Source organism: Pseudomonas sp. 203-8 (assembly GCF_020708595.1).
Lineage (GTDB): Bacteria > Pseudomonadota > Gammaproteobacteria > Pseudomonadales > Pseudomonadaceae > Pseudomonas > Pseudomonas aeruginosa.
This window is the reverse complement of the sequence record NZ_JAJFDF010000002.1, coordinates 579,526-601,337: the sequence shown is the minus strand read 5'-3', so window position 1 is coordinate 601,337 and position 21,812 is coordinate 579,526. Positions and strand designations below refer to the sequence as shown.

22 protein-coding genes are annotated in these 21,812 nt (G+C 67.1%); 12 read left to right on the top strand and 10 right to left on the bottom strand.

The window, feature by feature from the left end; genetic code table 11:
- Window positions 1-11: 11 nt before the first annotated feature.
- The 9 genes from rarD to apbC form a co-directional block, all read right to left on the bottom strand.
- Window positions 12-911, bottom strand: a complete 900-nt coding sequence (rarD, locus tag LJF27_RS06215) for an EamA family transporter RarD (RefSeq protein WP_003091995.1) — start codon at window positions 909-911, stop codon at window positions 12-14.
- Window positions 908-1,768, bottom strand: coding sequence for a carboxylate/amino acid/amine transporter (locus LJF27_RS06210; protein WP_003092000.1), 861 nt, complete (start codon window positions 1,766-1,768; stop codon window positions 908-910). The genes rarD and LJF27_RS06210 overlap by 4 nt, the downstream gene beginning before the upstream one ends.
- Window positions 1,769-1,861: 93 nt before the next feature.
- Window positions 1,862-2,668 (bottom strand): cyclohexadienyl dehydratase, encoded by an 807-nt coding sequence (gene pheC, locus LJF27_RS06205; protein WP_023085468.1) that lies wholly within the window; start codon window positions 2,666-2,668, stop codon window positions 1,862-1,864.
- Window positions 2,669-2,822: 154 nt separating this feature from the next.
- Complete coding sequence (rhlI, locus tag LJF27_RS06200; RefSeq protein WP_003111059.1) at window positions 2,823-3,428, bottom strand: acyl-homoserine-lactone synthase; 606 nt, start codon at window positions 3,426-3,428, stop codon at window positions 2,823-2,825.
- Between the two features lie 179 nt (window positions 3,429-3,607).
- Window positions 3,608-4,333, bottom strand: coding sequence for a transcriptional regulator RhlR (rhlR, locus tag LJF27_RS06195; protein WP_003119559.1), 726 nt, complete (start codon window positions 4,331-4,333; stop codon window positions 3,608-3,610).
- 124 nt (window positions 4,334-4,457) lie between these two features.
- Complete coding sequence (locus LJF27_RS06190) at window positions 4,458-5,738, bottom strand: glycosyltransferase (RefSeq protein WP_023109763.1); 1,281 nt, start codon at window positions 5,736-5,738, stop codon at window positions 4,458-4,460.
- 65 nt (window positions 5,739-5,803) lie between these two features.
- Window positions 5,804-6,691, bottom strand: a complete 888-nt coding sequence (gene rhlA, locus LJF27_RS06185; protein ID WP_003092013.1) for a 3-(3-hydroxydecanoyloxy)decanoate synthase — start codon at window positions 6,689-6,691, stop codon at window positions 5,804-5,806.
- Window positions 6,692-7,114: 423 nt separating this feature from the next.
- Window positions 7,115-7,681: a dCTP deaminase gene (gene dcd / locus LJF27_RS06180; protein WP_003092017.1), complete on the bottom strand. Its 567-nt coding sequence runs from the start codon at window positions 7,679-7,681 to the stop codon at window positions 7,115-7,117.
- A gap of 100 nt (window positions 7,682-7,781) precedes the next feature.
- Window positions 7,782-8,876 (bottom strand): iron-sulfur cluster carrier protein ApbC, encoded by a 1,095-nt coding sequence (gene apbC / locus LJF27_RS06175; protein ID WP_003092020.1) that lies wholly within the window; start codon window positions 8,874-8,876, stop codon window positions 7,782-7,784.
- Between the two features lie 130 nt (window positions 8,877-9,006).
- On the opposite strand from apbC, the gene metG reads away from it, so the two are divergent.
- The 12 genes from metG (at window position 9,007) to LJF27_RS06115 (ending at window position 20,539) form a co-directional block, all read left to right on the top strand.
- A complete protein-coding gene (gene metG / locus LJF27_RS06170) occupies window positions 9,007-11,040 on the top strand; it encodes a methionine--tRNA ligase (protein WP_003159539.1) in 2,034 nt (677 codons plus the stop codon).
- 33 nt (window positions 11,041-11,073) lie between these two features.
- Complete coding sequence (locus tag LJF27_RS06165; RefSeq protein ID WP_003117530.1) at window positions 11,074-11,874, top strand: DUF4349 domain-containing protein; 801 nt, start codon at window positions 11,074-11,076, stop codon at window positions 11,872-11,874.
- An 86-nt stretch (window positions 11,875-11,960) separates the two neighbouring features.
- Window positions 11,961-13,187 (top strand): type VI secretion system effector muramidase Tse3, encoded by a 1,227-nt coding sequence (gene tse3, locus LJF27_RS06160; RefSeq protein WP_003092026.1) that lies wholly within the window; start codon window positions 11,961-11,963, stop codon window positions 13,185-13,187.
- A complete protein-coding gene (gene tsi3, locus LJF27_RS06155; RefSeq protein WP_003113900.1) occupies window positions 13,184-13,621 on the top strand; it encodes a T6SS effector muramidase immunity protein Tsi3 in 438 nt (145 codons plus the stop codon). The genes tse3 and tsi3 overlap by 4 nt, the downstream gene beginning before the upstream one ends.
- A 136-nt stretch (window positions 13,622-13,757) precedes the next feature.
- Window positions 13,758-14,342, top strand: coding sequence for an electron transport complex subunit RsxA (rsxA, locus tag LJF27_RS06150; protein ID WP_229601846.1), 585 nt, complete (start codon window positions 13,758-13,760; stop codon window positions 14,340-14,342).
- Window positions 14,339-14,905, top strand: a complete 567-nt coding sequence (rsxB, locus tag LJF27_RS06145; protein WP_003103780.1) for an electron transport complex subunit RsxB — start codon at window positions 14,339-14,341, stop codon at window positions 14,903-14,905. The genes rsxA and rsxB overlap by 4 nt, the downstream gene beginning before the upstream one ends.
- A complete protein-coding gene (gene rsxC / locus LJF27_RS06140; RefSeq protein WP_009876886.1) occupies window positions 14,902-17,226 on the top strand; it encodes an electron transport complex subunit RsxC in 2,325 nt (774 codons plus the stop codon). The genes rsxB and rsxC overlap by 4 nt, the downstream gene beginning before the upstream one ends.
- 2 nt (window positions 17,227-17,228) lie before the next feature.
- The gene (locus tag LJF27_RS06135; RefSeq protein WP_003117527.1) at window positions 17,229-18,263 is read left to right on the top strand and encodes an RnfABCDGE type electron transport complex subunit D; all 1,035 of its coding nucleotides are present in this window, start codon (window positions 17,229-17,231) and stop codon (window positions 18,261-18,263) included.
- Window positions 18,263-18,907 (top strand): electron transport complex subunit RsxG, encoded by a 645-nt coding sequence (gene rsxG, locus LJF27_RS06130; protein ID WP_003092047.1) that lies wholly within the window; start codon window positions 18,263-18,265, stop codon window positions 18,905-18,907. The genes LJF27_RS06135 and rsxG overlap by 1 nt, the downstream gene beginning before the upstream one ends.
- Entirely contained in the window at window positions 18,900-19,616 is a 717-nt protein-coding gene (locus LJF27_RS06125) for an electron transport complex subunit E (RefSeq protein WP_003107418.1), read from the top strand. Before rsxG ends, LJF27_RS06125 begins: the two co-directional genes overlap by 8 nt.
- Window positions 19,613-20,251: an endonuclease III gene (gene nth, locus LJF27_RS06120; protein WP_003092050.1), complete on the top strand. Its 639-nt coding sequence runs from the start codon at window positions 19,613-19,615 to the stop codon at window positions 20,249-20,251. The genes LJF27_RS06125 and nth overlap by 4 nt, the downstream gene beginning before the upstream one ends.
- Before the next feature lie 108 nt (window positions 20,252-20,359).
- Entirely contained in the window at window positions 20,360-20,539 is a 180-nt protein-coding gene (locus LJF27_RS06115) for a PA3496 family putative envelope integrity protein (RefSeq protein WP_003092052.1), read from the top strand.
- A gap of 198 nt (window positions 20,540-20,737) precedes the next feature.
- Here LJF27_RS06115 and LJF27_RS06110 read toward each other — a convergent pair whose 3' ends face one another.
- Window positions 20,738-21,811, bottom strand: a complete 1,074-nt coding sequence (locus LJF27_RS06110) for a methyltransferase domain-containing protein (protein ID WP_003159535.1) — start codon at window positions 21,809-21,811, stop codon at window positions 20,738-20,740.
- Window position 21,812: the final 1 nt, after the last annotated feature.

The following is a 21,812-nucleotide window of genomic DNA, read 5'->3' as shown; positions in this document are numbered from 1 at the left end:
CTGCGGCTCGCTCAGATGCCCCGCCGCGCCTGTTTCCTCAGCAGGCGCGCGCTGTCCCAGCCGGTCAACAGCACCGCCAGCCAGATCGGCGCGTAGGTCCATAGCTGCTCGGGACGGAACGCCTCGCCGAGGAACAGTACCGCCACCAGGAACAGCAGCACCGGTTCGACGTAGCTGAGAATCCCGAACAGCCCCATCGGCAGCAGCCGGCTGGAAGCCATCATCGCGCCGAAGGCCAGGGCGCTGATCAGCCCCAGCATCGGCAGTAGCAGCCACAGGCGCGGCGCCTCGCGGAAGGCCTGGCTCTCGTCGCCCAGCCAGTACAGCGCGGCCAACGCCAGCGGCAGCAGGAAGAGCATCTCGAAGACGAACCCGGACAGCGCGTCCACGCCCATCCTGCGCCGCAGCATGAAGTATGGGGGATAGCCCAGCGCGGTGACCAGGGAGACCCAGGAGAACGCGCGGGTCAGCCAGAACTCGTGGAGCACCCCGGCCAGCGCGCAGGCCACGGCGATAGCCTGCAGCGGCGTCAGGCGCTCGCCGTAGAACACCCGCCCCACCAGCACCATCGCCAGCGGCAGGAGGAAGTAGCCCAGCGACAGTTCAAGGGTTTTCCCGGCCAACGGCGCCCAGATGAAGATGCCCCATTGCAGCAGCATCATCGCCGCGGTCAGCGGGAAGCAGGCCAGCAGCCAGGGCTCGGCGAACAGCCGGCGCCAGGCGGCGCGCAGGGTCGGCCACTGGCGGGTGGCGACGACCAGCAGGAATACCATCGGGATCGACCAGACCACCCGATGCGCCACCACCTGCAGGCTGTCCAGCGGCTCCAGCAGGTGGACGTAGCCCGGCAGGGTAACGAACAGCACCGAGGCGGCCAGCGACAGCAGCACGCCCTGTCCGGAAATCCTCATGCACGCACCTCGCGCCGGCCGAGCCGGTTGACCCACAGCGAAGCGACGATCACCGCGCCGCCCAGGGCCAGGCGCGGCAGGTCGGCGTGCTGGTTCCAGATCAGCAGGTTGAGCAGCAACCCGACCGGCACGTGCAGGTTGTTCATCACCGCCAGGGTACCGGCGTCCACCTCGGTGGCGCCCTTGTTCCACCAGAACTGGCCGAGGGCGGTGGCCAGCAGCCCCATCCATACCAGTACGCCCCATTGCAGCTCGCCGGCCGGCAGGCGCTGCGGATCGCCGAACAGCAGCCAGGCAGGCAACGCCACCAGCAGCGCGCCAACGAAGAAATAACCGAAGCGCTGGCGCTGCGGCAGCTCGGACGGGTACTTGCGCACCAGGCGCTTGTACAGCACCTGGCCGGCGGCGAAGGTGGCGTTGGCCAGTTGCAGCAGCAGGAAGCCCTGGAGGAATTCGCCGGTGATCCCGTCGTAGCGGATGATCGCCGCGCCCAGCACCGCCACCAGCGCGGCGGCCAGGGCCCAGAAGTTGAAGCGGCGGTTGAGCAGGTCATCGAACAGGGCCACGTGGACCGGCGTCAGCACGGTGAACAGCAGCACCTCGGGCACCGTCAGCACGTTGAAGCTCAGGTAAAGGCAGACGTAGGTGATGCCGAACTGCAGCGCGCCGACCAGCATCACCCCGCCGACGAAACGCGGTTCGACGCCGCGCCAGCGGGTCAGCGGGAGAAACACCAGGCCAGCGAGAAGGACCCGGGTAAGCACGGCGAAGTAGCTGTCGACCTGGCCGGCGAGGTACTCGCCGATCAGGTTGAAGGAGAACGCCCAGAGGACGGTGACGAACAGTAGATAACGCATGGACCAGGCACCAGGATGGGGCGCCGACCATAACGTTTTTGCCGCCGCCAAGGAAGGCCGCGCGGGCCCGCGGCCACCCTCGCCGCCCCTGTATTACTTGCCGTGCGCGGTGGGCCAGCGGTATTCGAGCCAGTGCTCCATGCGCTGGCGCAACAAGCCGCTCTGCTCGGCGATGTGCAGCCACTGGTCGACGTAGCGCTTGAAGGCCTCGTCGCGCGGCAGCAGGTAGGCCTTCTCGGCGAAGTCGAAGGGTTGCTGCGGATGCACGGCGCAGAGTTCCGGGTGCAGACGCGACTGCAGGCGGGCCTCGATGGCGTCGGTCATCATCAGGTCGGCCTTGCCGTCGACGATCTGCTGGAAGATCGTCACGTTGTCCGGATGCACCAGGATCCGGGCCTTCTTCAGGTTCGCCCGGGCGAACTTCTCGTTGGTGCCGCCGGGGTTGACGATGGCCGTCACGCCCGGCTGGTCGATCTGCTCCAGGGTCTGGAAACGCGCTTCTTCGCTACAGAGGGTGATCGGCGTCTTGCCGTCGCGCAGGTAGGGAATCGAGAAATACGCCTGGCGCTGGCGCTCCAGGTTGATCGAGATGCCGCTCATGGCGATGTCGAAGCGGTCGTCGGCGAAATCGCGCATCAGGTTCGGCCAACTGGTCGGCACCACTACCAGCTTGGCCCCCAGGCTCTCGGCCAGGCGCTGCGCCATGTCCACGTCGAAACCGGCGTAACCGCCCTCTTCCGTGCGGTAGCTGAAGGGCTTGTAGTCGCCAGTGGTGGCGACGCGCAGCACGCCGCTTTCGAGGATGCGGTCGAGGCGGCTCTCCTGCGCCTGGAGGCTGGCGCTGGCCAGCAGCGCAAGGCAGGCCAGGGCCTGGACGAGATGGCGGAATGACTTCAGCATGGCGACTCCTCGGGATGGCGGACCGCAGAGAGACTACGCAAGTCGGCAGCCGCGGCCAAATCCCGGAATGCAGGGGAACGCCCGATGACGCCGGGGCGCGGGCCGAGCATGCGGCAGGAGAAGCGGAAAAAAGTGCGCGAAATGGCTGACGACCTCACACCGCCATCGACAGCGGTACGCCCTGCAGCCATTCCGGGTGGTAGCGCAGCAGCATCTCCAGGCCGCGCTCCTGGTAGGCCGGGAAGCTGATCGCGACCAGCGTCTCGCCCTTGACCTTCTGCGGCGGGCCGAGGCGCTGGAGGATCACGCCGTTGCGAACGAAATAGCGCTCCATGGCCGTGGTGGTCACCGCCACCACCGAACTGGCGCCCAGGTACCAGGCGCATTGCAGGCTGGACCAGAATATCTTCATCGCCAGTTGCGGATCGTCCGCCGCGCTGGCGGCGTAGCGCGAAAGCTCCCATACCGACGGATCGCTGGGCGGGGTTTCGCTGCACAGGTAGGCGAAGACTTCCTTGAGCAGGTAGGCGTCGGTCGTCGGCAACAGGCGGGCACAACCGCAGATACCCTGGCGGCCCATGGCGACGATGTAGCGGGTTTGCGGATGGTCGAACTGGTCGAACTCCTGGTCGCGGACCCTGGAGGTGGAGACCACGTCCCAGCCCAGCTTCTCGATGAAGACCTGATGCCGGTAGCGTCCCAGCTCGGCGATCATGGCGGCGGAAAGCCCTTCCAGCGATTCAGAGAGCAATTCGATCATGACCAAGTCCCCGTGTCGTGCCGGCCGAGAAAAAAAGGCGGCATCCCTACCCTGATACTCCTGGGCCCTCTCAGTCGGAGGACATACCAGCACACACATGAGGGGGAAGACTAAAGGAGGATGAACGGCAGGCAACCTGCCAGATCTGGTAGGGCGCGCCGGCCGGCGCGCCCTGCGCTTCAGATGAGGCCCAGCGCCGCGGCGTAGGCGGCAGCCAGCGTCTTGTTCGGCGCGTCGAACTTCTTCTGGATGTTCTTGTGGTGGAAGTTCACCGTGCTCTCGGAGATGCTCAGGATGATGGCGATTTCCCCGGAGCTCTTGCCGTCGGCGGTCCATTGGAGGATCTCGCGTTCGCGATGGCTCAGGCAGACCGGGTTGGACATCAGCATCGGATGCTCCAGGTCGGTCAGCTTCTGGGTCAGCAACTCGATCATGCAACGCAGCCGCAGGCGTATTTCCTCGCGCTCGAAGCTGGAGATGTTCTGCTGGTCGCGCGCCACGGAAAGCACGCTGAGCAAATTGTTCGGCGCGCGGATCGGCAGGGTCGCGCCGACACAGAGGCCCCAATCGCGAGCCTCGTTCCAGAGCATCCGGCTCTGGTCGAACAGGCTGTCGCTCCAGACCACCATTTCCGAGGAGCGCAGGCCGTTGAGGATCGCCGGATCCACGGCCCCGTAGTTCTGCATCTGGTATCGCTCCAGCCAGGCCTTGGGATAGGTGCCATGGACCTCGGTCTTCGGCCGGGTGAAGGGAATCGTATGGCGCACGCCATAGGCGTAGTAATCGAAGCCCAGGCGCCGCACTTCCTTTTCCAGGACGGCGAACACGCCCTGGCTGTCGTGGATCGGCTGCATCTCGCTACGCAAACCGTCCCACCACAGCAAAAAGCCTCCGTCATTCCTCATTGCAGTAAGCCCTGATCGATAAAATGCATCACAGCAGAATTGGCCCGGGGTATGACGCTGTCAAGCGCGCAGCCTTGCCGATACGGCAAAATCATGGCAACCCTATCTGTTATGCCAGCACCGTTCAGGACGCAGCCTTCAGCCATCGCGCATCCCCCTCCCTATGACAACGTTCGACCACCTGGGCCGCTTTACCGCAAGCGATACTGTGCGGTTGTGACAATTCCATGAAACGCCGACAGGCCGCCGCCATGGCCGGGTCCTCGAGCAAGCGCCACAGCGCCCCGCGCAACTCCTGCTCGCGCAACGGCACGCCCAGGCGCATCCCGCAGCCGAGCCGGACCAGCCGTTCGGCATTGTCGAACTGGTCGTGGGCGCAGGGCAGCAGCACCTGCGGCACCCCCGCCGCCAAGGCCAGGCTCATGGCGCCGATACCGCCCGGATGGACCAGCCCGGCGCACGATGGCAGCAAGGCTCCCAGTGGCGCGTAGGCGCGCTGCAGCACGTGGTTCGGCAAGCCGCGCAGCGGTTCCTGGCCGGCGCCGGTGAGGAATATCCCACGCGCGCCGAGGCGTTCCAGCGCGCGCAGGGCCATGGCGTAGAAGTCGCCCTGCAGGTGTTCGGTCGAGCCCTGGGTGAACACCAGCGGCCGGTTGCCCTGATCGAGAAAGCGTTGCAGTTCGTCGTCGAGCGGGGTTCCCGGGATACTGCCGTCGAACAGCGGGAAGCCGGTCATGTGCAGGGGTTGCGGCCAATCCTGCTGGGGTGGCGCGAACCAGGCCGGGAACAGGCAGACCACGCCCTGCGGCGAATGCATCCATTGGGTGAAGATGCGCTTCACCGGCGTTTCCAGGCCGACCTTGCGGCGCACCGCGTTGATCTCCGGCGCGCAGGTGCGATCCAGCTTGAAGCGCTCGATGCAGCGCCAGAGCAGCTTGCGCATCGCCAGCGGCATCTGCTCGGGCACGTTGAACTTGGGGTGTACCGGCGGCAGGTGCGCCGACAACAGGGTCGATGGCGAGACCTGCGCGGACAGGTAGGGAATCCCGTACTTCTCGTGAGCGATGCGTGCGCCCAGCGCCCATAGCGAGCCGACCACCACGATGTCGTCATGGCGCTGCGCCGAGACGTACTCGTAGACCGGCTCGATCATCCCGGCGATGGCTTGCCAGAGCACGCCGAAGGACGTCTTGGGGTCCCACAGGCGCGGATCGCCCATGGTCCGGCGGTAGGTCAGTTCGTCGCTCAGCGGGACGAACGCGATGCCGTGCTGCTCCACCGCGTCGCGAAACACCGGGATGGTGCAGAGGCTCACGCGGTGCCCGCGCAGTTTCAGGGTCCGGGCCAGGCCGATGAAGGGAAATACGTCGCCGGCCGAGCCGATGGCGATGAGGATGGCGTGCATGGGGCTACTCCGTGCGTTATGCAACCGCAAAGCCCGGCCAGGCCGGGTCTTCGCAGGTCAAGGGTTCAGGCGTAGCCGATGGCCATCTCGTGGAATCCCGCCGCGCGTTCCGCCCGCTGCGGCTCCGGTTGCTTCAGCAGGTGCTCGAGCAGGGCGCGGTGCACGCGTACCGCGGCCAGCTTGGACTCCAGGTCAAGGAAATGCCCGGTGCCCTCCACCCGCGAGAAACTGCAGTGCGGCAGGTAGTCGCGGAACTGGCGGGCGTCCTCGGCGGTGGTGTATTCGTCCCAGCTGCCGTTGATGAAATGCACGTGGCTCTGGATCCGCTCCAGGCAAGCCAGGTAGCCCCGATCGTTGAGCGCCAGCACCTGGTCGATGTGAAAGCGCGCCTGCTCGTATTCGCCGGTGGCCAGCGAAGCCATGTGCTGATGGTTGCTGGCTTTCAGGCGCGGCGGCAGGTATTTGCCGACGGTCTCGTTGAGCAGATGGCCGATCGCCGACTTGTCGTCCAGCTCGATCAGCGCCTGCGCCCGCCCGACGTAGTCGAGCATCGCCTGGTTCAGTCCAGGGGCGAATGCCATCACCACCGAGCTGCGGATGCCGCGCGGATTGCGCGACAGCGCCAGCAGCGTGGAGATACCGCCCCAGGACGCGGAGACCAGGTGATTAACCTCGAAGCGCTCGATCAGCGCCAGGAGGATTTCCACCTCGTCGTCCTTGGTGATCAACCCGCGCTGCGGGTTGTGCTGCCGCGACTGCCCGGCGAAGGGCAGGTCGAACAGCACCACGTTGAAATGTTCGGCCAGGCACTTGCAGGTCCGGGCGAACGAGGCGGTGGTCGCCATCGCGCCGTTGACCAGCATCACCGTGCTGCGCCCGGGATCCTGCCCAACGCGCTCGACATGTACCCGCAGGCCCTTGCAAACCGATACCAACAGACTTTCGCGCCGCATTTCACACCTCCCAAAAATTTTCGAACAGGCAAACAGCTATCGCTGCCACGGGTATCCCGGCATTACGTAGAGTTCGTTCTTATTGTTCGAACGGCAGACAAGTAACTCAGCGGCCATCCGCGCGGACCAGCCACGGCGGATGCGTACCCCTTCAGGCGAGGGGCTTGTGTGGGTCTTGCAGATCGGCCTGCGCAAACGATTGGCGTCCGTGTTCACGCGTAGCCGATGAACACTTTTTAGCCAATTCGAAAGCTAACGGTAACTGCCAGATTTCACAGGACGGGGGGTCGCCTGCGCATAAGCCCCTGCCCGCCCGCGATAAGGCGTGCCAGAGCGGCCGGCGGGGAACAGCGAGGGGTTGGCGGAAAAGGCATGAAAAAACCGGGCGCCAGGCCCGGTTTCCGGTGTCGAAACGCTCTGGCGTCAGGCTTTTGGCAGGGTCACGCCGCGCTGGCCCTGGTATTTGCCGCCGCGATCCTTATAGGACACTTCGCAGGCCTCGTCGGATTGCAGGAAGAGCATCTGCGCCACGCCTTCGTTGGCGTAGATCTTCGCCGGCAGGTTGGTGGTATTGGAGAACTCGAGGGTCACATGGCCTTCCCACTCCGGCTCCAGCGGGGTGACGTTGACGATGATGCCGCAACGCGCGTAGGTGCTCTTGCCCAGGCAGATGGTCAGGACGTCGCGCGGGATGCGGAAGTACTCGACGGTGCGCGCCAGGGCGAAGGAGTTCGGCGGGATGATGCAGACGTCGCTGTTGATGTCGACGAAGCTTTTCTCGTCGAAGTTCTTCGGATCGACCACCGCCGAATGGATGTTGGTGAACACCTTGAATTCGGCGGCGCAGCGCACGTCGTAGCCGTAGCTGGACACCCCGTAGGAAATCACCCGGCTGTCGTCCGCGCCGCGCACCTGGCGCTCGACGAACGGCTCGATCATGCCGTGCTCCTGAGCCATGCGGCGAATCCACTTGTCCGATTTGATGGTCATGGAGGGTGTCCTGTCGAAAGCTGCGAAAAATGATCGCGAATCTTACCGGGGCCGCCGCCCCAGGGCAAAGGCAGCCGTCGCCGACGGCTGCCCGAGCGCCTCAGTCGTCGCTGATGCTGATGTTCGGCAGGCCGACGCTGGCCCGCTCGCTGAGAACGATGCGCGCGCCGACATGGCGGGCGATTTCCTGGTAGAGCATCGCCAGTTGGCTTTCCGGGTCGGCGATCACCGTCGGCCGGCCGCTGTCGGCCTGGGTGCGGATGGCGATCGACAGCGGCATGGACGCCAGCAGCTCGACGCCGAACTGCGCCGCCAGCTTCTCGCCGCCGCCCTCGCCGAACAGGTGCTCGGCATGGCCGCAGTTGGAGCAGATATGCACCGCCATGTTCTCCACCACGCCGAGCACCGGGATGTTCACCTTGCGGAACATCTCCACGCCCTTCTTCGCGTCGAGCAGCGCCAGGTCCTGCGGGGTGGTGACGATCACCGCGCCGGCCACCGGCACCTTCTGCGCCAGGGTCAGCTGGATGTCGCCGGTGCCCGGCGGCATGTCCACCACCAGGTAGTCGAGGTTGTCCCAGGCGGTCTGGGTGATCAGTTGGATCAGGGCACCGGAGACCATCGGCCCGCGCCAGACCACCGGCGTGCTGTCGTCGGTGAGGAAGGCCATCGACATCACCTGCACCCCGTGCGCCTCCAGGGGCTCGAACCACTTCTGCTCACGGACCTTCGGCCGGGTGCCTTCCGGCAGGCCGAACATGATGCCCTGGCTGGGTCCGTAGATGTCCGCGTCGAGGATGCCCACCCGCGCACCCTCGCGGGCCAAGGCCAGGGCCAGGTTGGCGGCGGTGGTGGACTTGCCGACGCCGCCCTTGCCGGAAGCCACCGCGACGATGTTCTTCACGTTGCCCATCACCTCGACCTGCGGCTGTGCCTTGTGCGGCTGGATCACGCAGTCGACCCGGACTTCGGCGCGAGCGACGCCGTCGAGCGCCTCCAGGGCCATTTGCAGGGTTTGCGCCAGGCCGTTTCTGAACAGCCCGGCGGCGTACCCCAGTTCCAGGCGCACCCGCACGCGGTCGCCCTGGATCTCCACCTCGCGCAGGCAGCCGGCGCTGACGGGGTCCTGGTTCAGATAGGGGTCCTGGTACTGGCGGAGGGTGGCTTCCACCGTTTGGCGAGTGATAGCGGACATGGGGGATTTCCTGAGGGTTAAGCGGGGAATCGATGCCGGTCATCCTACCCGAGTGGCGCGCGGATGAAAAAAAACCGCCGCTTCTTTATAGTGACCGATCCGTTTAGCTCTCAGCCGATAAGCCGAACCCATGTCCGAACCACGCAAGATCCTCGTTACCAGCGCCCTCCCCTACGCCAACGGTTCCATTCACCTGGGACACATGCTGGAGTACATCCAGACGGACATGTGGGTGCGCTTCCAGAAGATGCGTGGCAACCAGGCCGTCTACGTCTGCGCCGACGACGCCCACGGTTCGGCGATCATGCTCCGCGCCGAGCGCGAGGGCATCACCTCCGAGCAACTGATCGACGCCGTGCGCGCCGAGCACATGGGCGACTTCGCCGACTTCCTGGTGGACTTCGACAACTACCACTCGACCCACTCGGAAGAGAACCGCGAGCTGTCCAGCGCGATCTACCTGAAACTGCGCGACGCCGGGCACATCGACACCCGCCCGGTGACCCAGTACTTCGACCCGGAAAAGCAGATGTTCCTCGCCGACCGCTTCATCAAGGGCACCTGCCCGAAGTGCGGCACCGCCGACCAGTACGGCGACAACTGCGAGGCCTGCGGCGCGACCTACGCCCCGACCGAACTGAAGGACCCGAAATCGGCGATCTCCGGCGCCACCCCGGTGCTCAAGGAATCGCTGCACTACTTCTTCAAGCTGCCGGACTTCGAGGCCATGCTCAAGCAATGGACCCGCAGCGGCGCCCTTCAGGAGTCGGTGGCCAACAAGCTCGCCGAATGGCTGGACAGCGGCCTCCAGCAGTGGGACATCTCGCGTGACGCGCCGTACTTCGGCTTCGAGATTCCCGACGCTCCCGGCAAGTACTTCTACGTCTGGCTGGACGCGCCGATCGGCTACATGGCCAGCTTCAAGAACCTCTGCGCGCGGCGTCCCGAGCTGGACTTCGACGCGTTCTGGGGCAAGGACTCCAGCGCCGAGCTGTACCACTTCATCGGCAAGGACATCGTCAACTTCCACGCGCTGTTCTGGCCGGCCATGCTCGAAGGCGCCGGCTACCGCAAGCCGACCGCGCTGAACGTGCACGGCTACCTGACCGTGAACGGCCAGAAGATGTCCAAGTCGCGCGGCACCTTCGTCAAGGCGCGCACCTACCTCGACCACCTGGACCCGGAATACCTGCGCTACTACTACGCGTCCAAGCTCGGCCGCGGCGTCGAGGACCTCGACCTGAACCTCGAGGACTTCGTGCAGAAGGTCAACTCCGACCTGGTCGGCAAGGTCGTCAACATCGCCAGCCGCTGCGCCGGCTTCATCCACAAGGGCAACGCCGGCGTGCTGGTCGGCGCCGATCCGGCGCCGGAGCTGCTCGCCGCCTTCCGCGAGGCCGCCCCGGGAATCGCCGAGGCCTATGAGGCCCGCGACTTCAATCGCGCCATGCGCGAGATCATGGCCCTCGCCGACCGCGCCAACGCCTGGATCGCCGAACAGGCGCCCTGGGCGCTGGCCAAGCAGGAAGGCCAGCAGGACAAGGTCCAGGCCGTCTGCGGCCTGGGCATCAACCTGTTCCGCCAGTTGGTGATCTTCCTCAAGCCGGTGCTGCCGAAGCTGGCCGCCGCCGCCGAAGCCTTCCTCAACGTCGCCCCGCTGACCTGGGCCGACCACCAGACCCTGCTGGCCAACCACCAGTTGAACCCGTTCCAGCCCCTGATGACCCGTATCGAGCCCGCGAAAGTAGAAGCCATGATCGAAGCCTCCAAGGAAGACCTCGCCGCCGCATCCCAACCCGCCGGCAACGGCGAGCTGGTCAAGGAACCCATCGCCGCGGAGATCGACTTCGACGCTTTCGCCGCGGTCGACCTGCGCATCGCCCTGATCGAGAAGTGCGAATTCGTCGAAGGCGCCGACAAGCTGCTGCGCCTGTCGCTGGACATCGGCGACGCGAAGCGTAACGTGTTCTCCGGGATCAAGAGCGCATATCCCGACCCGAGTGCCCTGGAAGGCCGCCTGACGCTCTATGTGGCCAACCTGGCGCCGCGCAAGATGAAGTTCGGGGTGTCCGAGGGCATGGTCCTGGCCGCCGGCCCGGGTGGCGAGGAGATCTACCTGCTGAGTCCGGACAGCGGCGCCAAGCCGGGCCAGCGCGTCAAGTAACGCAGACCACGAAGCCACGGAGGGCTCGATAGAATGAACGCATGGAAGCTTGCCGCCGGCGTCCTGCTGGCGGCGCTCTACGGATGCTCCGCCGAACACGCCGAAAGCGTCTCCGGCAATGCCGGTTTCCAGGGCGAGACGGGCAAACCCGGCACCGCCCTCGCCTACGAACACCGCGTCGGCATCCGCCTTCCCGCCGCGCGTATCGACGCGCAACTCGCCGCCAGCCGCGACGCCTGCAACAGCGAGCGCTTCGGCCAGTGCGACGTGCTCGCCATCGAACAACGCGGCGGTATCGGCCATTACGCCGAACTCACCGTGCGCATCGTCCCGGACGGCGTGGAGAAGCTGGTCGCGGCCGCTGCCGAGGGCGGCACGCTGGAAAGCCGGCAGACCCGCGCCGAGGACCTGGCCCAGGCGGTCGCCGACACCCGCCAGCAACGCGAGCGCCTGCAACGCGAGTACCAGACCCTGCAGCAATACCAGGGGCGCAAGGACATGAGCGTCGGCGACCTGCTGGCCCTGGCCAAGGAAATCGCCGCGGTGGAAGCCCAACTGGCCGACAACGCCCAGGCCGGCGCCCAGCAGCAGCGGCGCATCGCTACCAACCTGCTGACCCTGAGCTTCAGCAGCGAGGCGCAGCCGGACAGCCGCCTCGGCCAGCTCGCCACGGCCGCCGGGCAACTGCTCGACGACCTTGTCGATGGCACCATCGCCGCAATGAAGTTCTTCGCCTACAGCCTGCCGTTCCTCGTCGTGCTGCTGCCGCTGGGCCTGTTGCTGCGCGGCCTGTGGCGCTGGTTGCGGCGGCCCGGCAAGAACGAGGCGCGCTGAGCCCAGGCATACGGGCGGACCGGGAGGGTCCGCTCTTTCGCCCAGGACCGCCTGACGGGCCTGGCAACTCACAAGGAGGAAGACCGATGACCGCCACCAGCGACCTGATCGAGTCACTGATTTCCTATAGCTGGGACGACTGGCAGGTGACCCGCCAGGAAGCCCGCCGGGTGATCGCCGCGATCCGCAACGACAACGTGCCCGATGCGACCATCGCCGCACTCGACAAGAGCGGCTCGCTGATCAAGCTGTTCCAGCGGGTGGGCCCGCCGGAACTGGCGCGCTCGCTGATCGCCAGCATCGCCGGGCGCACCACCATGCAGCGCTACCAGGCACGCAATGCCTTGATCCGCAGCCTGATCAACAATCCCCTGGGCACCCAGACCGACAACTGGATCTACTTCCCCACCATCACCTTCTTCGACATCTGCGCCGACCTCGCCGACGCCGCCGGTCGCCTGGGCTTCGCCGCGGCGGGAGCCACCGGGGTGGCCAGCCAGGCGATCCAGGGTCCGTTCAGCGGGGTCGGCGCCACCGGCGTCAATCCGACCGACCTGCCGTCCATTGCCTTCGGCGACCAGCTCAAGCTGCTCAACAAGGACCCGGCGACCGTCACCAAGTACAGCAACCCGCTCGGCGACCTGGGCGCCTACCTGAGCCAGCTTTCGCCGCAAGACAAGCTGAACCAGGCACAGACGCTGGTCGGCCAGCCGATCAGCACGCTGTTCCCCGACGCCTATCCGGGCAACCCGCCGTCGCGGGCCAAGGTCATGTCCGCGGCCGCGCGCAAGTACGACCTGACGCCGCAACTGATCGGCGCGATCATCCTCGCCGAGCAGCGTGACCAGACCCGCGACGAAGACGCCAAGGACTATCAGGCGGCAGTCAGCATCAAGAGCGCCAACACCTCCATCGGCCTCGGCCAGGTGGTGGTCTCCACCGCGATCAAGTACGAGCTGTTCACCGACCTGCTCGGCCAGCCGGTGCGCCGCGGTCTGTCGCGCAAGGCGGTCGCCACCCTGCTGGCTTCCGACGAATTCAACATCTTCGCCACCGCCCGTTACATCCGCTACGTCGCCAACCTCGCGTCGCAACAGGACCTGCGCAAGTTGCCGAAGACCCGCGGCGCATTTCCCTCCATCGATCTCCGCGCCTACGCCGGCAATCCGCGCAACTGGCCGCGGGACAATGTCCGCGCGCTGGCCTCGGAATACACCTCGCGGCCCTGGGACGACAACCTGTCGCCGGGCTGGCCGATGTTCGTCGACGATGCCTACGCCACCTTCCTCGACCCTGGAATGAGGTTCCCATGAAGACAGTCGCCCTGATTCTCGCCAGCCTCGCCCTGCTGGCCTGCACCGCGGAGTCCGGGGTGGACTTCGACAAGACCCTGACCCACCCGAACGGCCTGGTGGTGGAGCGCCCCGTCGGCTTCGACGCGCGGCGCAGCGCCGAGGGCTTCCGCTTCGACGAAGGCGGCAAGCTGCGCAACCCACGCCAACTGGAGGTCCAGCGCCAGGACGCGCCGCCCCCGCCCGACCTGGCGAGCAGGCGCCTGGGCGACGGCGAGGCGCGCTACAAGGTAGAGGAAGACGACGGCGGCTCCGCAGGCAGCGAATACCGCCTGTGGGCAGCCAAGCCGGCGGGCGCGCGGTGGATCGTGGTCAGCGCCAGCGAGCAGAGCGAGGATGGCGAACCGACCTTCGCCCTGGCCTGGGCGCTGCTGGAGCGGGCCAGGTTGCAGTGAGCGCGACCCCGGGAGACGCAACGGCAGTCCGTCTCCCGGTCTTTCGTACGTGTTTGCGCTAGCCTTGCAGGGCAATCCCACCCGATAATAGGGGATTTCCCCCGACGGCCCCGGCCCTGCAACGAATGCTTCGCGTATGACTGAACTCGCCCTGATCCTGGTCAGCGCCATCCTGGTCAACAACTTTGTCCTGGTGCAGTTCCTCGGCCTGTGCCCGTTCATGGGCGTGTCGCGGAAGATCGAGACGGCCATCGGCCTGTCCCTCGCCACCACCTTCGTCCTGACCCTGGCGGCGATGTGCAGCCATATCCTGCAACGCTACGTGCTGCGCCCGCTGGACCTGGAGTACCTGCGCACCATCGGCTTCATCCTGGTGATCGCGGTGGTGGTGCAGTTCACCGAGATGCTGGTGAAGAAGACCAGCCCGCTGCTGTACCGGGTGCTCGGCATCTTCCTGCCGCTGATCACCACCAATTGCATCGTCCTCGGCGTCGCCGTGCTCAACGCCAACAAGGCTGAATACGGCTTCCTCCAGGCCACTACCCAGGGCTTCGGCGCCGGGCTGGGCTTTTCCCTGGTGCTGGTGCTGTTCGCCGCCCTGCGCGAGCGCATCGCCATCGCCGACGTGCCGGCGCCGTTCCGCGGCGCGGCCATCGGCATGATCACCGCCGGCCTGATGTCGCTGGCGTTCATGGGCTTCAGCGGGTTGGTCCGGCCATGAACGGCGTGTTCCTGGCGATCGGCGCGCTGCTGCCGATCTGCCTGGCCGGCGGTGCGCTGCTCGGCTATGCGGCGGTGCGCTTCCGCGTCCAGGGCGATCCGGTCGCCGAGCAGGTCAACGCCCTGTTGCCGCAGACCCAGTGCGGCCAGTGTGGCTACCCCGGCTGCAAGCCCTACGCCGAGGCGATCGCCGCCGGCGACAAGATCAACAAGTGCCCGCCGGGCGGCGAAGCGACCATCCGCGCCCTCGCCGACCTGCTCGACCTGGAGCCCGAGCCGCTCGACGCCGCCGAGGAAACCCCGCCGCGGGTAGCCTACATCCGCGAGGCCGAATGCATCGGCTGCACCAAGTGCATCCAGGCCTGCCCGGTGGACGCCATCGTCGGCGCCGCACGGTTGATGCACACGGTGATCGCCGACGAATGCACCGGTTGCGACCTGTGCCTGGAGCCCTGTCCGGTGGACTGCATCGAGATGCGCGAGATACCGGACGACGTGCGCCACTGGAAATGGCCGCAGCCGTCGCCGCGACTGATCGCCAGCGACCGGGAGCGAGCGGCATGAGCGCCCTGCACGCCTTCCCCGGCGGCCTCTGCCTGCCGGCCAACAAGGAGCGCTCCACCGCCCTGCCGATCCAGCAGGCGCCGCTGGCGCAGCGCTACATCGTGCCGCTCGGCCAGCACATCGGCGCGCCGGCGCGGCCTTGCGTGGAAGTCGGCCAGGCCGTACTCAAGGGCCAGACCATCGCCCTCCCGGACGGCACCGTCAGCGCCGCGCTGCATGCCCCGACCTCGGGTACCGTGGTGGCGATCGGCGCACACCCCTATCCGCATGCCTCCGGTCTTCCCGCGCCGGCCATCGTCATCGCCAGCGACGGCCTGGAGCGCTGGACCGAGCTGCATCCCTGCCCGGACTTCCGCGCCGAAAGTCCGCTGGCGTTGCTCGAACGCATCCGCGCGGCCGGCATCGGCGGTCTCGGCGGCGCCGGCTTCCCCACCGCGGCCAAGCTCGCCGCGCGCCCGGCGGAAAAGATCCATACGCTGGTGGTGAACGGCGCCGAATGCGAGCCCTACATCAGCGCCGACGACCTGCTCATGCGCGAGCGCGCCACGCAGGTGCTGGGCGGCATCGATATCCTGGTGCAGATCCTATGCCCCGAAGAGGTGCTGGTCGGCATCGAGGACGACAAACCGGAAGCCATCGCCGCCCTCGGCGCCGCCCTCGGTGAACGGCCCTATCGCATCGTCGCCCTGCCGACCCGCTATCCCTCGGGCGGCGAGCGCCAGCTGATCCAGTTGCTCACCGGCAGGGAAGTCCCGGCGGACGGCCTGCCGGCGGACATCGGCATCCTGTGCCAGAACGTCGGCACCCTGGCCGCCGTGCACGATGCCGTCGTCCTCGGTCGGCCGCTGATCTCGCGGATCACTACCCTCGCCGGCGGCGCCCTGGAGCGGCCGATGAACGTCGAGGCGCTGATCGGTACGCCGGTACACGAGTTGCTGGCGTTCGCCGGCCTCGCCGAGGGACGCCTGGAACGCGTGCTGATGGGCGGGCCGATGATGGGCTTCGCCCTGCCCGATCTCTCGGTGCCGCTGATCAAGACCTGCAACTGCCTGCTCGCCGGCGATGCCACGGAGCTGCCGGAACCAGTGCCGGCCATGCCCTGTATCCGCTGCGGCGACTGCGCCCAGGTCTGCCCCGTCAGCCTGCTGCCACAACAACTGCATTTCTTCGCCCTGGGCGACGAGCACGAGCAATTGCTCGCCCACAACCTGTTCGATTGCATCGAATGCGGCGCCTGCGCCTACGTCTGCCCGTCGAGCATTCCCCTGGTGCAGTACTACCGCGCGTCCAAGGCGGAGATCCGCGAGCAGCGGCAGAAGCTGCTGAAGGCCGAACAATCCCGTGAGCGTTTCGAGCAACGCCAGGCTCGCCTGCGCCGCGACGAGGAGCGCCGGGCCGCAGAACGCGCCCAACGCGCGGAGAAGGCCGCGCTGGCGCGCGCCGCCCAGGCCGAGCGCGAGGAAGCCGCCCCCGCCACGGCGGTCGACCCGGTGCAGGCGGCGATCGAGCGGGCCAGGGCGCGCAAGCAGGCCGGTAGCGGCAGCGAACGGCTGAAACGGCTGAAGATCGAAGCGAGCATGGCGCGGGTGGCCCTGAAGAAGGCCGAGAAACAGTTGCTCAGCCACGACACCCCGGAACAGCATGGCCTGGTCGCGGAACTGCGCGCCGCCGCCGAGGCCGCCGACAAGGCCCTGGCCGATGCCGAAGCCAGCCTGCCGCGCGACCTACCCAGCGCACCGCCTGCCGCGCTCGACGACGAAGCCGAACTGAAGAAGGCCAAGGCCCAGGCCGCCATGGCCCGCGCCCAGCTCAAGCGCTCGGAAAAGGCCTTCGGCGAAGCGCCCGGCGCCGAGCAGCGGGCGACCCTCGACGAACTGCGCGCCGAGGTCGAGCGTTGCGAAGCCACCCTGGCCCGCCTCGAGCGTCACGCGCCGAAGCCCGCGGCGCCCGGCGACGACGGCCAGGCGGCGCTGAAGCGGGCGAAGATCGCCCTGGTCGGCAAGCGCGCGGCCTTGAAGAAGGCCGAGCAGGCCGGGGTGATGGACAGCGAGCTGGAACGCCTGCGCGGCGAGCTGCAAGCCGCCGAGCGCGACCTGCATGCCGCCGAGGACGCCTGCGGCAAGCCGGCGCCGGAGCTGGTGCGGATCGACAAGCGCCCGGTCGACCCGCGCACCCGCGAGCTGAAGACCGAGCTGGCCTACGCCCGCGCCGCCCTGAAGAAGCTCGAACGCCTGGCGAACGCCGACGCCGCCGCACTCGCCGCCGCCCGCGCGCGCCTGAGCGCCGCCGAGCGCGCCCTGACCGAACACGGCACGGAGTGACCATGGCCCTGCCCCGCCCCACCTCGCCCCACGCCCGCGGCTCCAACCGTACCCCGGCGATCATGCGCCTGGTGCTCGGCGCCTGCGTCCCCGGCCTGCTGACGCTGACCTGGCTGTACGGCCCGGGCACCCTGCTCAACCTGGCCTGGGCCAGCCTCGTCGCGCTGGCCTGCGAAGCCGCCATGCTGGCCCTGCGCAAACGTCCGCCGGGGGTGTTCCTCAAGGACGGCAGCGCGCTGGTCACCGCCCTGTTGCTGGCAGTCGCCCTGCCGCCCTACGCCCCCTGGTGGCTGACCCTGGTGGCGACCTTCTTCGCCCTGGTATTCGGCAAGCACCTGTACGGCGGCCTCGGACAGAACCCGTTCAACCCGGCGATGCTCGGCTACGTCGTGGCGCTGGTCTCGTTTCCCCTGGAAATGACCCGCTGGCCCTCGCCGGACAGCGCCCTCGGCCTGCCCGACAGCCTCCGCGAATTCCTCGGCCTCGCTACCCGGCCGGACGCCTGGGCCCACGCCACCGCCCTCGACGTGCTGAAGACCGACCGCAGCCTGACCGTCGATGAGCTGTTCGCCGGCAACCCGGCCTTCGGCCACCTCGGTAGCGCCGGCAGCGAGTGGGTCAACCTGGCGTTCCTCCTCGGCGGCCTGTTCCTGCTCTGGCGCCGGCTGTTCACCTGGCACGCGCCGCTGGGCATGCTCGCCGGCCTGTTCGCCATGAGCCTGCTGTTCTGGAATGGTTCCGGCTCCGATTCCCATGGCTCGCCACTGTTCCATCTGTTCAGCGGGGCGACCATGCTCGGCGCCTTCTTCATCGTCACCGACCCGGTGTCCGGCGCCACCAGCAATCGCGGGCGGCTGGTCTTCGGCCTCGGCGTCGGCGTCCTCACCTACGTCATCCGCACCTGGGGCGGCTATCCCGATGGCGTGGCGTTCGCCGTGCTGCTGATGAACCTGGCGGCGCCGACCATCGACTACTACACCCGGCCGCGCACCTACGGCCATCGCAAGGCCGAGCGCGGCTTCAAGGCAGGCGACTGATGGACGCCGCGACTCGCCGTTCGATGCTGCGCAACGCCCTCCTGCTCGGGCTCTTCGCCCTGGTCGGGGTGGGCCTGGTGGCCCTGGTGCAGCAATTCACAGAGGCGCGCATCGCCGAAGCCCAGCGCGAGGCGCGCGGCCGCGCCCTGCTGGAACTGCTGCCGCCGGGCAGCTACGACAACCATCCGCTGGACAGCCAGGTGCCAACCTTCGCGCCGAAGCTGCTCGGCCTGGATGCGCCGCGTCCGGCCTATGTCGCCCGCCTGCACGGCCAGGCCAGCGCAGTCATCCTCCAGGCCAGCGCGCCGGATGGCTACAGCGGCGCCATCCAGCTACTGGTCGGGGTCACCGCCCAGGGCCGGCTGCTCGGCGTGCGGGTCGTCGCGCACAAGGAAACCCCCGGCCTCGGCGACCGCATCGAACTGGCCAAGAGTCCCTGGGTGCACGGTTTCGACGGCAAGAGCCTGGGCGATCCGGCGGACGCCGGCTGGGCGGTGAAGAAGGACGGCGGTACGTTCGACCAGTTCGCCGGCGCCACCGTCACCCCGCGCGCCGTGGTCCGCGCCGTGCACAAGGCGCTGCGCTACTTCGACGCCAACCGCGAACGCCTGCTCGCCCCCGAAGAGGCTGCCGGACATGAGTGAACAAGATTTCCGCGAGATCGCCCGCAACGGCCTGTGGCGCAACAACCCGGGCCTGGTCCAGTTGCTCGGCCTGTGCCCGCTGCTGGGCACCAGCAACTCGACGGTCAACGCCCTCGGCCTGGGCCTGGCCACCATGCTCGTGCTGGCCTGCTCCAATGCCGCGGTATCGTTGGTGCGCGGCGCGGTAAGCGAGGCGATCCGGCTACCGGCGTTCGTCATGATCATCGCCGTGCTGACCACCTGCATCGAACTGCTGATGCAGGCCTGGACCTACGAGCTGTACCAGGTCCTCGGCATCTTCATCCCGCTGATCACCACCAACTGCGTGATCCTCGGTCGCGCCGAGGCCTTCGCGGCGAAGAACGGCGTGCTGCGCGCCAGCTTCGACGGACTGCTGATGGGCCTCGGCTTCGCCCTGGTCCTGCTGGTCCTCGGCGGCCTGCGCGAGCTGCTCGGCCAGGGTACCCTGCTGGCCGACATGCACTTGCTGTTCGGCCCGGCGGCGGCGGACTGGAAGATCCAGCCGTTCCCGCAGTACCAGGGCTTCCTGCTGGCGATCCTGCCGCCGGGCGCGTTCATCATGCTCGGCCTGCTGATCGCCCTGAAGAACCGTATCGATGAAAGCCTGGCGGAACGCGCCAAGGTGCAGGCGGGCGACGTACCCGCCACCCAGCGCCAGCGCGTCCGCGTCACCGGAGTGATTGAATGAATGCCGCCAAGCGCGCGGAGATCTTCCGCCGACTGCACGAAGACAACCCCGAGCCAAGGACCGAACTGGCCTACACCACCCCCTTCGAACTGCTCATCGCGGTGATCCTCTCCGCCCAGGCCACCGACGTCGGGGTGAACAAGGCCACCGCCCGCCTCTATCCGGTGGCCAACACCCCCGAGGCGATCCACGCCCTCGGCGTCGAGGGGCTGTCGGAGTACATCAAGACCATCGGCCTCTACAACAGCAAGGCGAAGAACGTCATCGAAACCTGCCGCATCCTCATCGAAAAGCACGGCGGCCAGGTCCCCGACAACCGCGAGGACCTCGAAGCCCTGCCCGGGGTTGGCCGCAAGACCGCCAACGTGGTGCTCAACACCGCCTTCCGGCAACTGGCCATGGCGGTGGACACGCATATCTTCCGCGTCGCCAACCGCACCGGCATAGCACCGGGAAAGAACGTTCTGGAGGTGGAGAAGAAACTGCTGAAGTTCGTGCCGCGCGAGTACCTGCTCGATGCCCACCACTGGCTGATCCTGCATGGCCGCTACGTCTGCAAGGCGCGCAAGCCGCAATGCGGAAGCTGCCGGATCGAGGACCTGTGCGAATACAAGCACAAGACTTCAGACGATTGATCAACTATTCGAAATCCTATCTTTACGATTGAAAAAATCTTTTTTACCAGCCACGGCTTTGTCGCTATAAGGTGCGCCATTACCACCCCATAAGTTGGAGTGAATGTCATGGCAAAAGCCAAAGAAGAACTCGAGATCGACGACGAAGCCGGCGTTGAAGAGGATGACGGCGAGGAAACCAGCGTCGAGGTGGCCAAGACCAACCTGACCAAGCGTCGCATCATCGACAACCTGCTGGAAGAACGCCGCCTGCAGCGCCAGTTGTCGGACTACGACTTCGACCTGTGAGAGCGCCGCCCACACCGCAAGCAAGCCCCGCAATTGGCGGGGCTTCGTTTTTCCGGGGGCCATGAAAAGCCCGCCGAAGCGGGCCTGAACACCGGTGCGATCGAGCCGAGACCGCCATGCCCAGTCGGCACGCGCCGGGCGGCGGCCACGGCAACCGCTATCCGACGGTCGCCGTCCCGGCCGTCCCGGATAACGCCGTCAGGGTCGCAGTTCGAACAGCGCCGGCAGCGGCGGCCACTCCGAAGGCACCTTGCGGAAGCGACTGAAGCCGGCGGCCTCGGCCATCTGCCGCGCGCGGTCCTCGCCCATGAAGGCGCCGAGGCCCTCGCCGCCGTGGGACAGCGAACAGGTCATGCAATACAGCGTGCTCTGCGGGTACATCACGCGACCGAACAGGTTCATGTTCTCGTGCAGTTCCTGCGACAGGTTGAGTTCCACCATCAGGTAGGTCCCATCGTCGGCGGTCGACTCGCGCAGATCCTTCATCATCTGCTGCGGGTCGGTCGCGTCGTGGATGACCACGAAGGTCGTGACGAAGTCGAACTTCTTGCCCGCCAGCGCATCGGAATCGCTGACCTCGAAGCGCACCCGGTCGCCGACCCCCGCGGCCTCGGCGTTCGCCCGCGCGCGTTCGATGGACGGCGCGTGGAAGTCACAGCCATAGACCTGGGCTTCGGGGAACGCCTTGGCCATCATGATCGCGGCCAGCCCGCTGCCGCAGCCGAAATCGAGCACGCTGCCACCCGCCTGTAGCTTTTCCTTGACGCCATCCAGCGAAGGAATCCAGTGCTGCACGAGGAAGTGCTTGTACCAGGGCATGGTCATGCGCTCCATGCCTTCCCAGGTTTCCAGCGGGAAGGATTCCTCGGGGCAACCGCCGCCGCAGCGGAAGGCCTCGATGATCCTCGGCGCCATGCTCACGAAGGGCACGCTCAACTGGATGATCCCGCCGGCGAAATAAGGCGAGTCCTCGTCGGCGAGCACCGGGACGAACTCGGCCGGCAACCGATAGCTCCTGCTCTGCGGATCGTAGGCCAGGTAGTTGCCGGTGACCATGCTGCCCAGCCATTCGCGCAGGTAGCGGGTGGTGTAGCCGGTCTGCTGCGCCAGCTCTTCCAGGGTCACCCATTGGCCATGGGCGAGCGCCTTGAACAGCCCCAGGCGGTCGCCGATGTAGAGCATCGCGCCGCGCAGGGTATTGCCGTAGTCCTCCATGATCCGTGCTGAAAACTGCTTGACCTTCGCGGTTTCGATCTCGTTAGCCTTTGTCATT

Bases quoted from the DNA above. Each gene is read 5' to 3' on its own strand.
- rarD (WP_003091995.1), bottom strand. From the start codon at position 911: ATGAGGATTTCCGGACAGGGCGTGCTGCTGTCGCTGGCCGCCTCGGTG.
- LJF27_RS06210 (WP_003092000.1), bottom strand. From the start codon at position 1,768: ATGCGTTATCTACTGTTCGTCACCGTCCTCTGGGCGTTCTCCTTCAAC.
- pheC (WP_023085468.1), bottom strand. From the start codon at position 2,668: ATGCTGAAGTCATTCCGCCATCTCGTCCAGGCCCTGGCCTGCCTTGCG.
- rhlI (WP_003111059.1), bottom strand. From the start codon at position 3,428: ATGATCGAATTGCTCTCTGAATCGCTGGAAGGGCTTTCCGCCGCCATG.
- rhlR (WP_003119559.1), bottom strand. From the start codon at position 4,333: ATGAGGAATGACGGAGGCTTTTTGCTGTGGTGGGACGGTTTGCGTAGC.
- LJF27_RS06190 (WP_023109763.1), bottom strand. From the start codon at position 5,738: ATGCACGCCATCCTCATCGCCATCGGCTCGGCCGGCGACGTATTTCCC.
- rhlA (WP_003092013.1), bottom strand. From the start codon at position 6,691: ATGCGGCGCGAAAGTCTGTTGGTATCGGTTTGCAAGGGCCTGCGGGTA.
- dcd (WP_003092017.1), bottom strand. From the start codon at position 7,681: ATGACCATCAAATCGGACAAGTGGATTCGCCGCATGGCTCAGGAGCAC.
- apbC (WP_003092020.1), bottom strand. From the start codon at position 8,876: ATGTCCGCTATCACTCGCCAAACGGTGGAAGCCACCCTCCGCCAGTAC.
- metG (WP_003159539.1), top strand. From the start codon at position 9,007: ATGTCCGAACCACGCAAGATCCTCGTTACCAGCGCCCTCCCCTACGCC.
- LJF27_RS06165 (WP_003117530.1), top strand. From the start codon at position 11,074: ATGAACGCATGGAAGCTTGCCGCCGGCGTCCTGCTGGCGGCGCTCTAC.
- tse3 (WP_003092026.1), top strand. From the start codon at position 11,961: ATGACCGCCACCAGCGACCTGATCGAGTCACTGATTTCCTATAGCTGG.
- tsi3 (WP_003113900.1), top strand. From the start codon at position 13,184: ATGAAGACAGTCGCCCTGATTCTCGCCAGCCTCGCCCTGCTGGCCTGC.
- rsxA (WP_229601846.1), top strand. From the start codon at position 13,758: ATGACTGAACTCGCCCTGATCCTGGTCAGCGCCATCCTGGTCAACAAC.
- rsxB (WP_003103780.1), top strand. From the start codon at position 14,339: ATGAACGGCGTGTTCCTGGCGATCGGCGCGCTGCTGCCGATCTGCCTG.
- rsxC (WP_009876886.1), top strand. From the start codon at position 14,902: ATGAGCGCCCTGCACGCCTTCCCCGGCGGCCTCTGCCTGCCGGCCAAC.
- LJF27_RS06135 (WP_003117527.1), top strand. From the start codon at position 17,229: ATGGCCCTGCCCCGCCCCACCTCGCCCCACGCCCGCGGCTCCAACCGT.
- rsxG (WP_003092047.1), top strand. From the start codon at position 18,263: ATGGACGCCGCGACTCGCCGTTCGATGCTGCGCAACGCCCTCCTGCTC.
- LJF27_RS06125 (WP_003107418.1), top strand. From the start codon at position 18,900: ATGAGTGAACAAGATTTCCGCGAGATCGCCCGCAACGGCCTGTGGCGC.
- nth (WP_003092050.1), top strand. From the start codon at position 19,613: ATGAATGCCGCCAAGCGCGCGGAGATCTTCCGCCGACTGCACGAAGAC.
- LJF27_RS06115 (WP_003092052.1), top strand. From the start codon at position 20,360: ATGGCAAAAGCCAAAGAAGAACTCGAGATCGACGACGAAGCCGGCGTT.
- LJF27_RS06110 (WP_003159535.1), bottom strand. From the start codon at position 21,811: ATGACAAAGGCTAACGAGATCGAAACCGCGAAGGTCAAGCAGTTTTCA.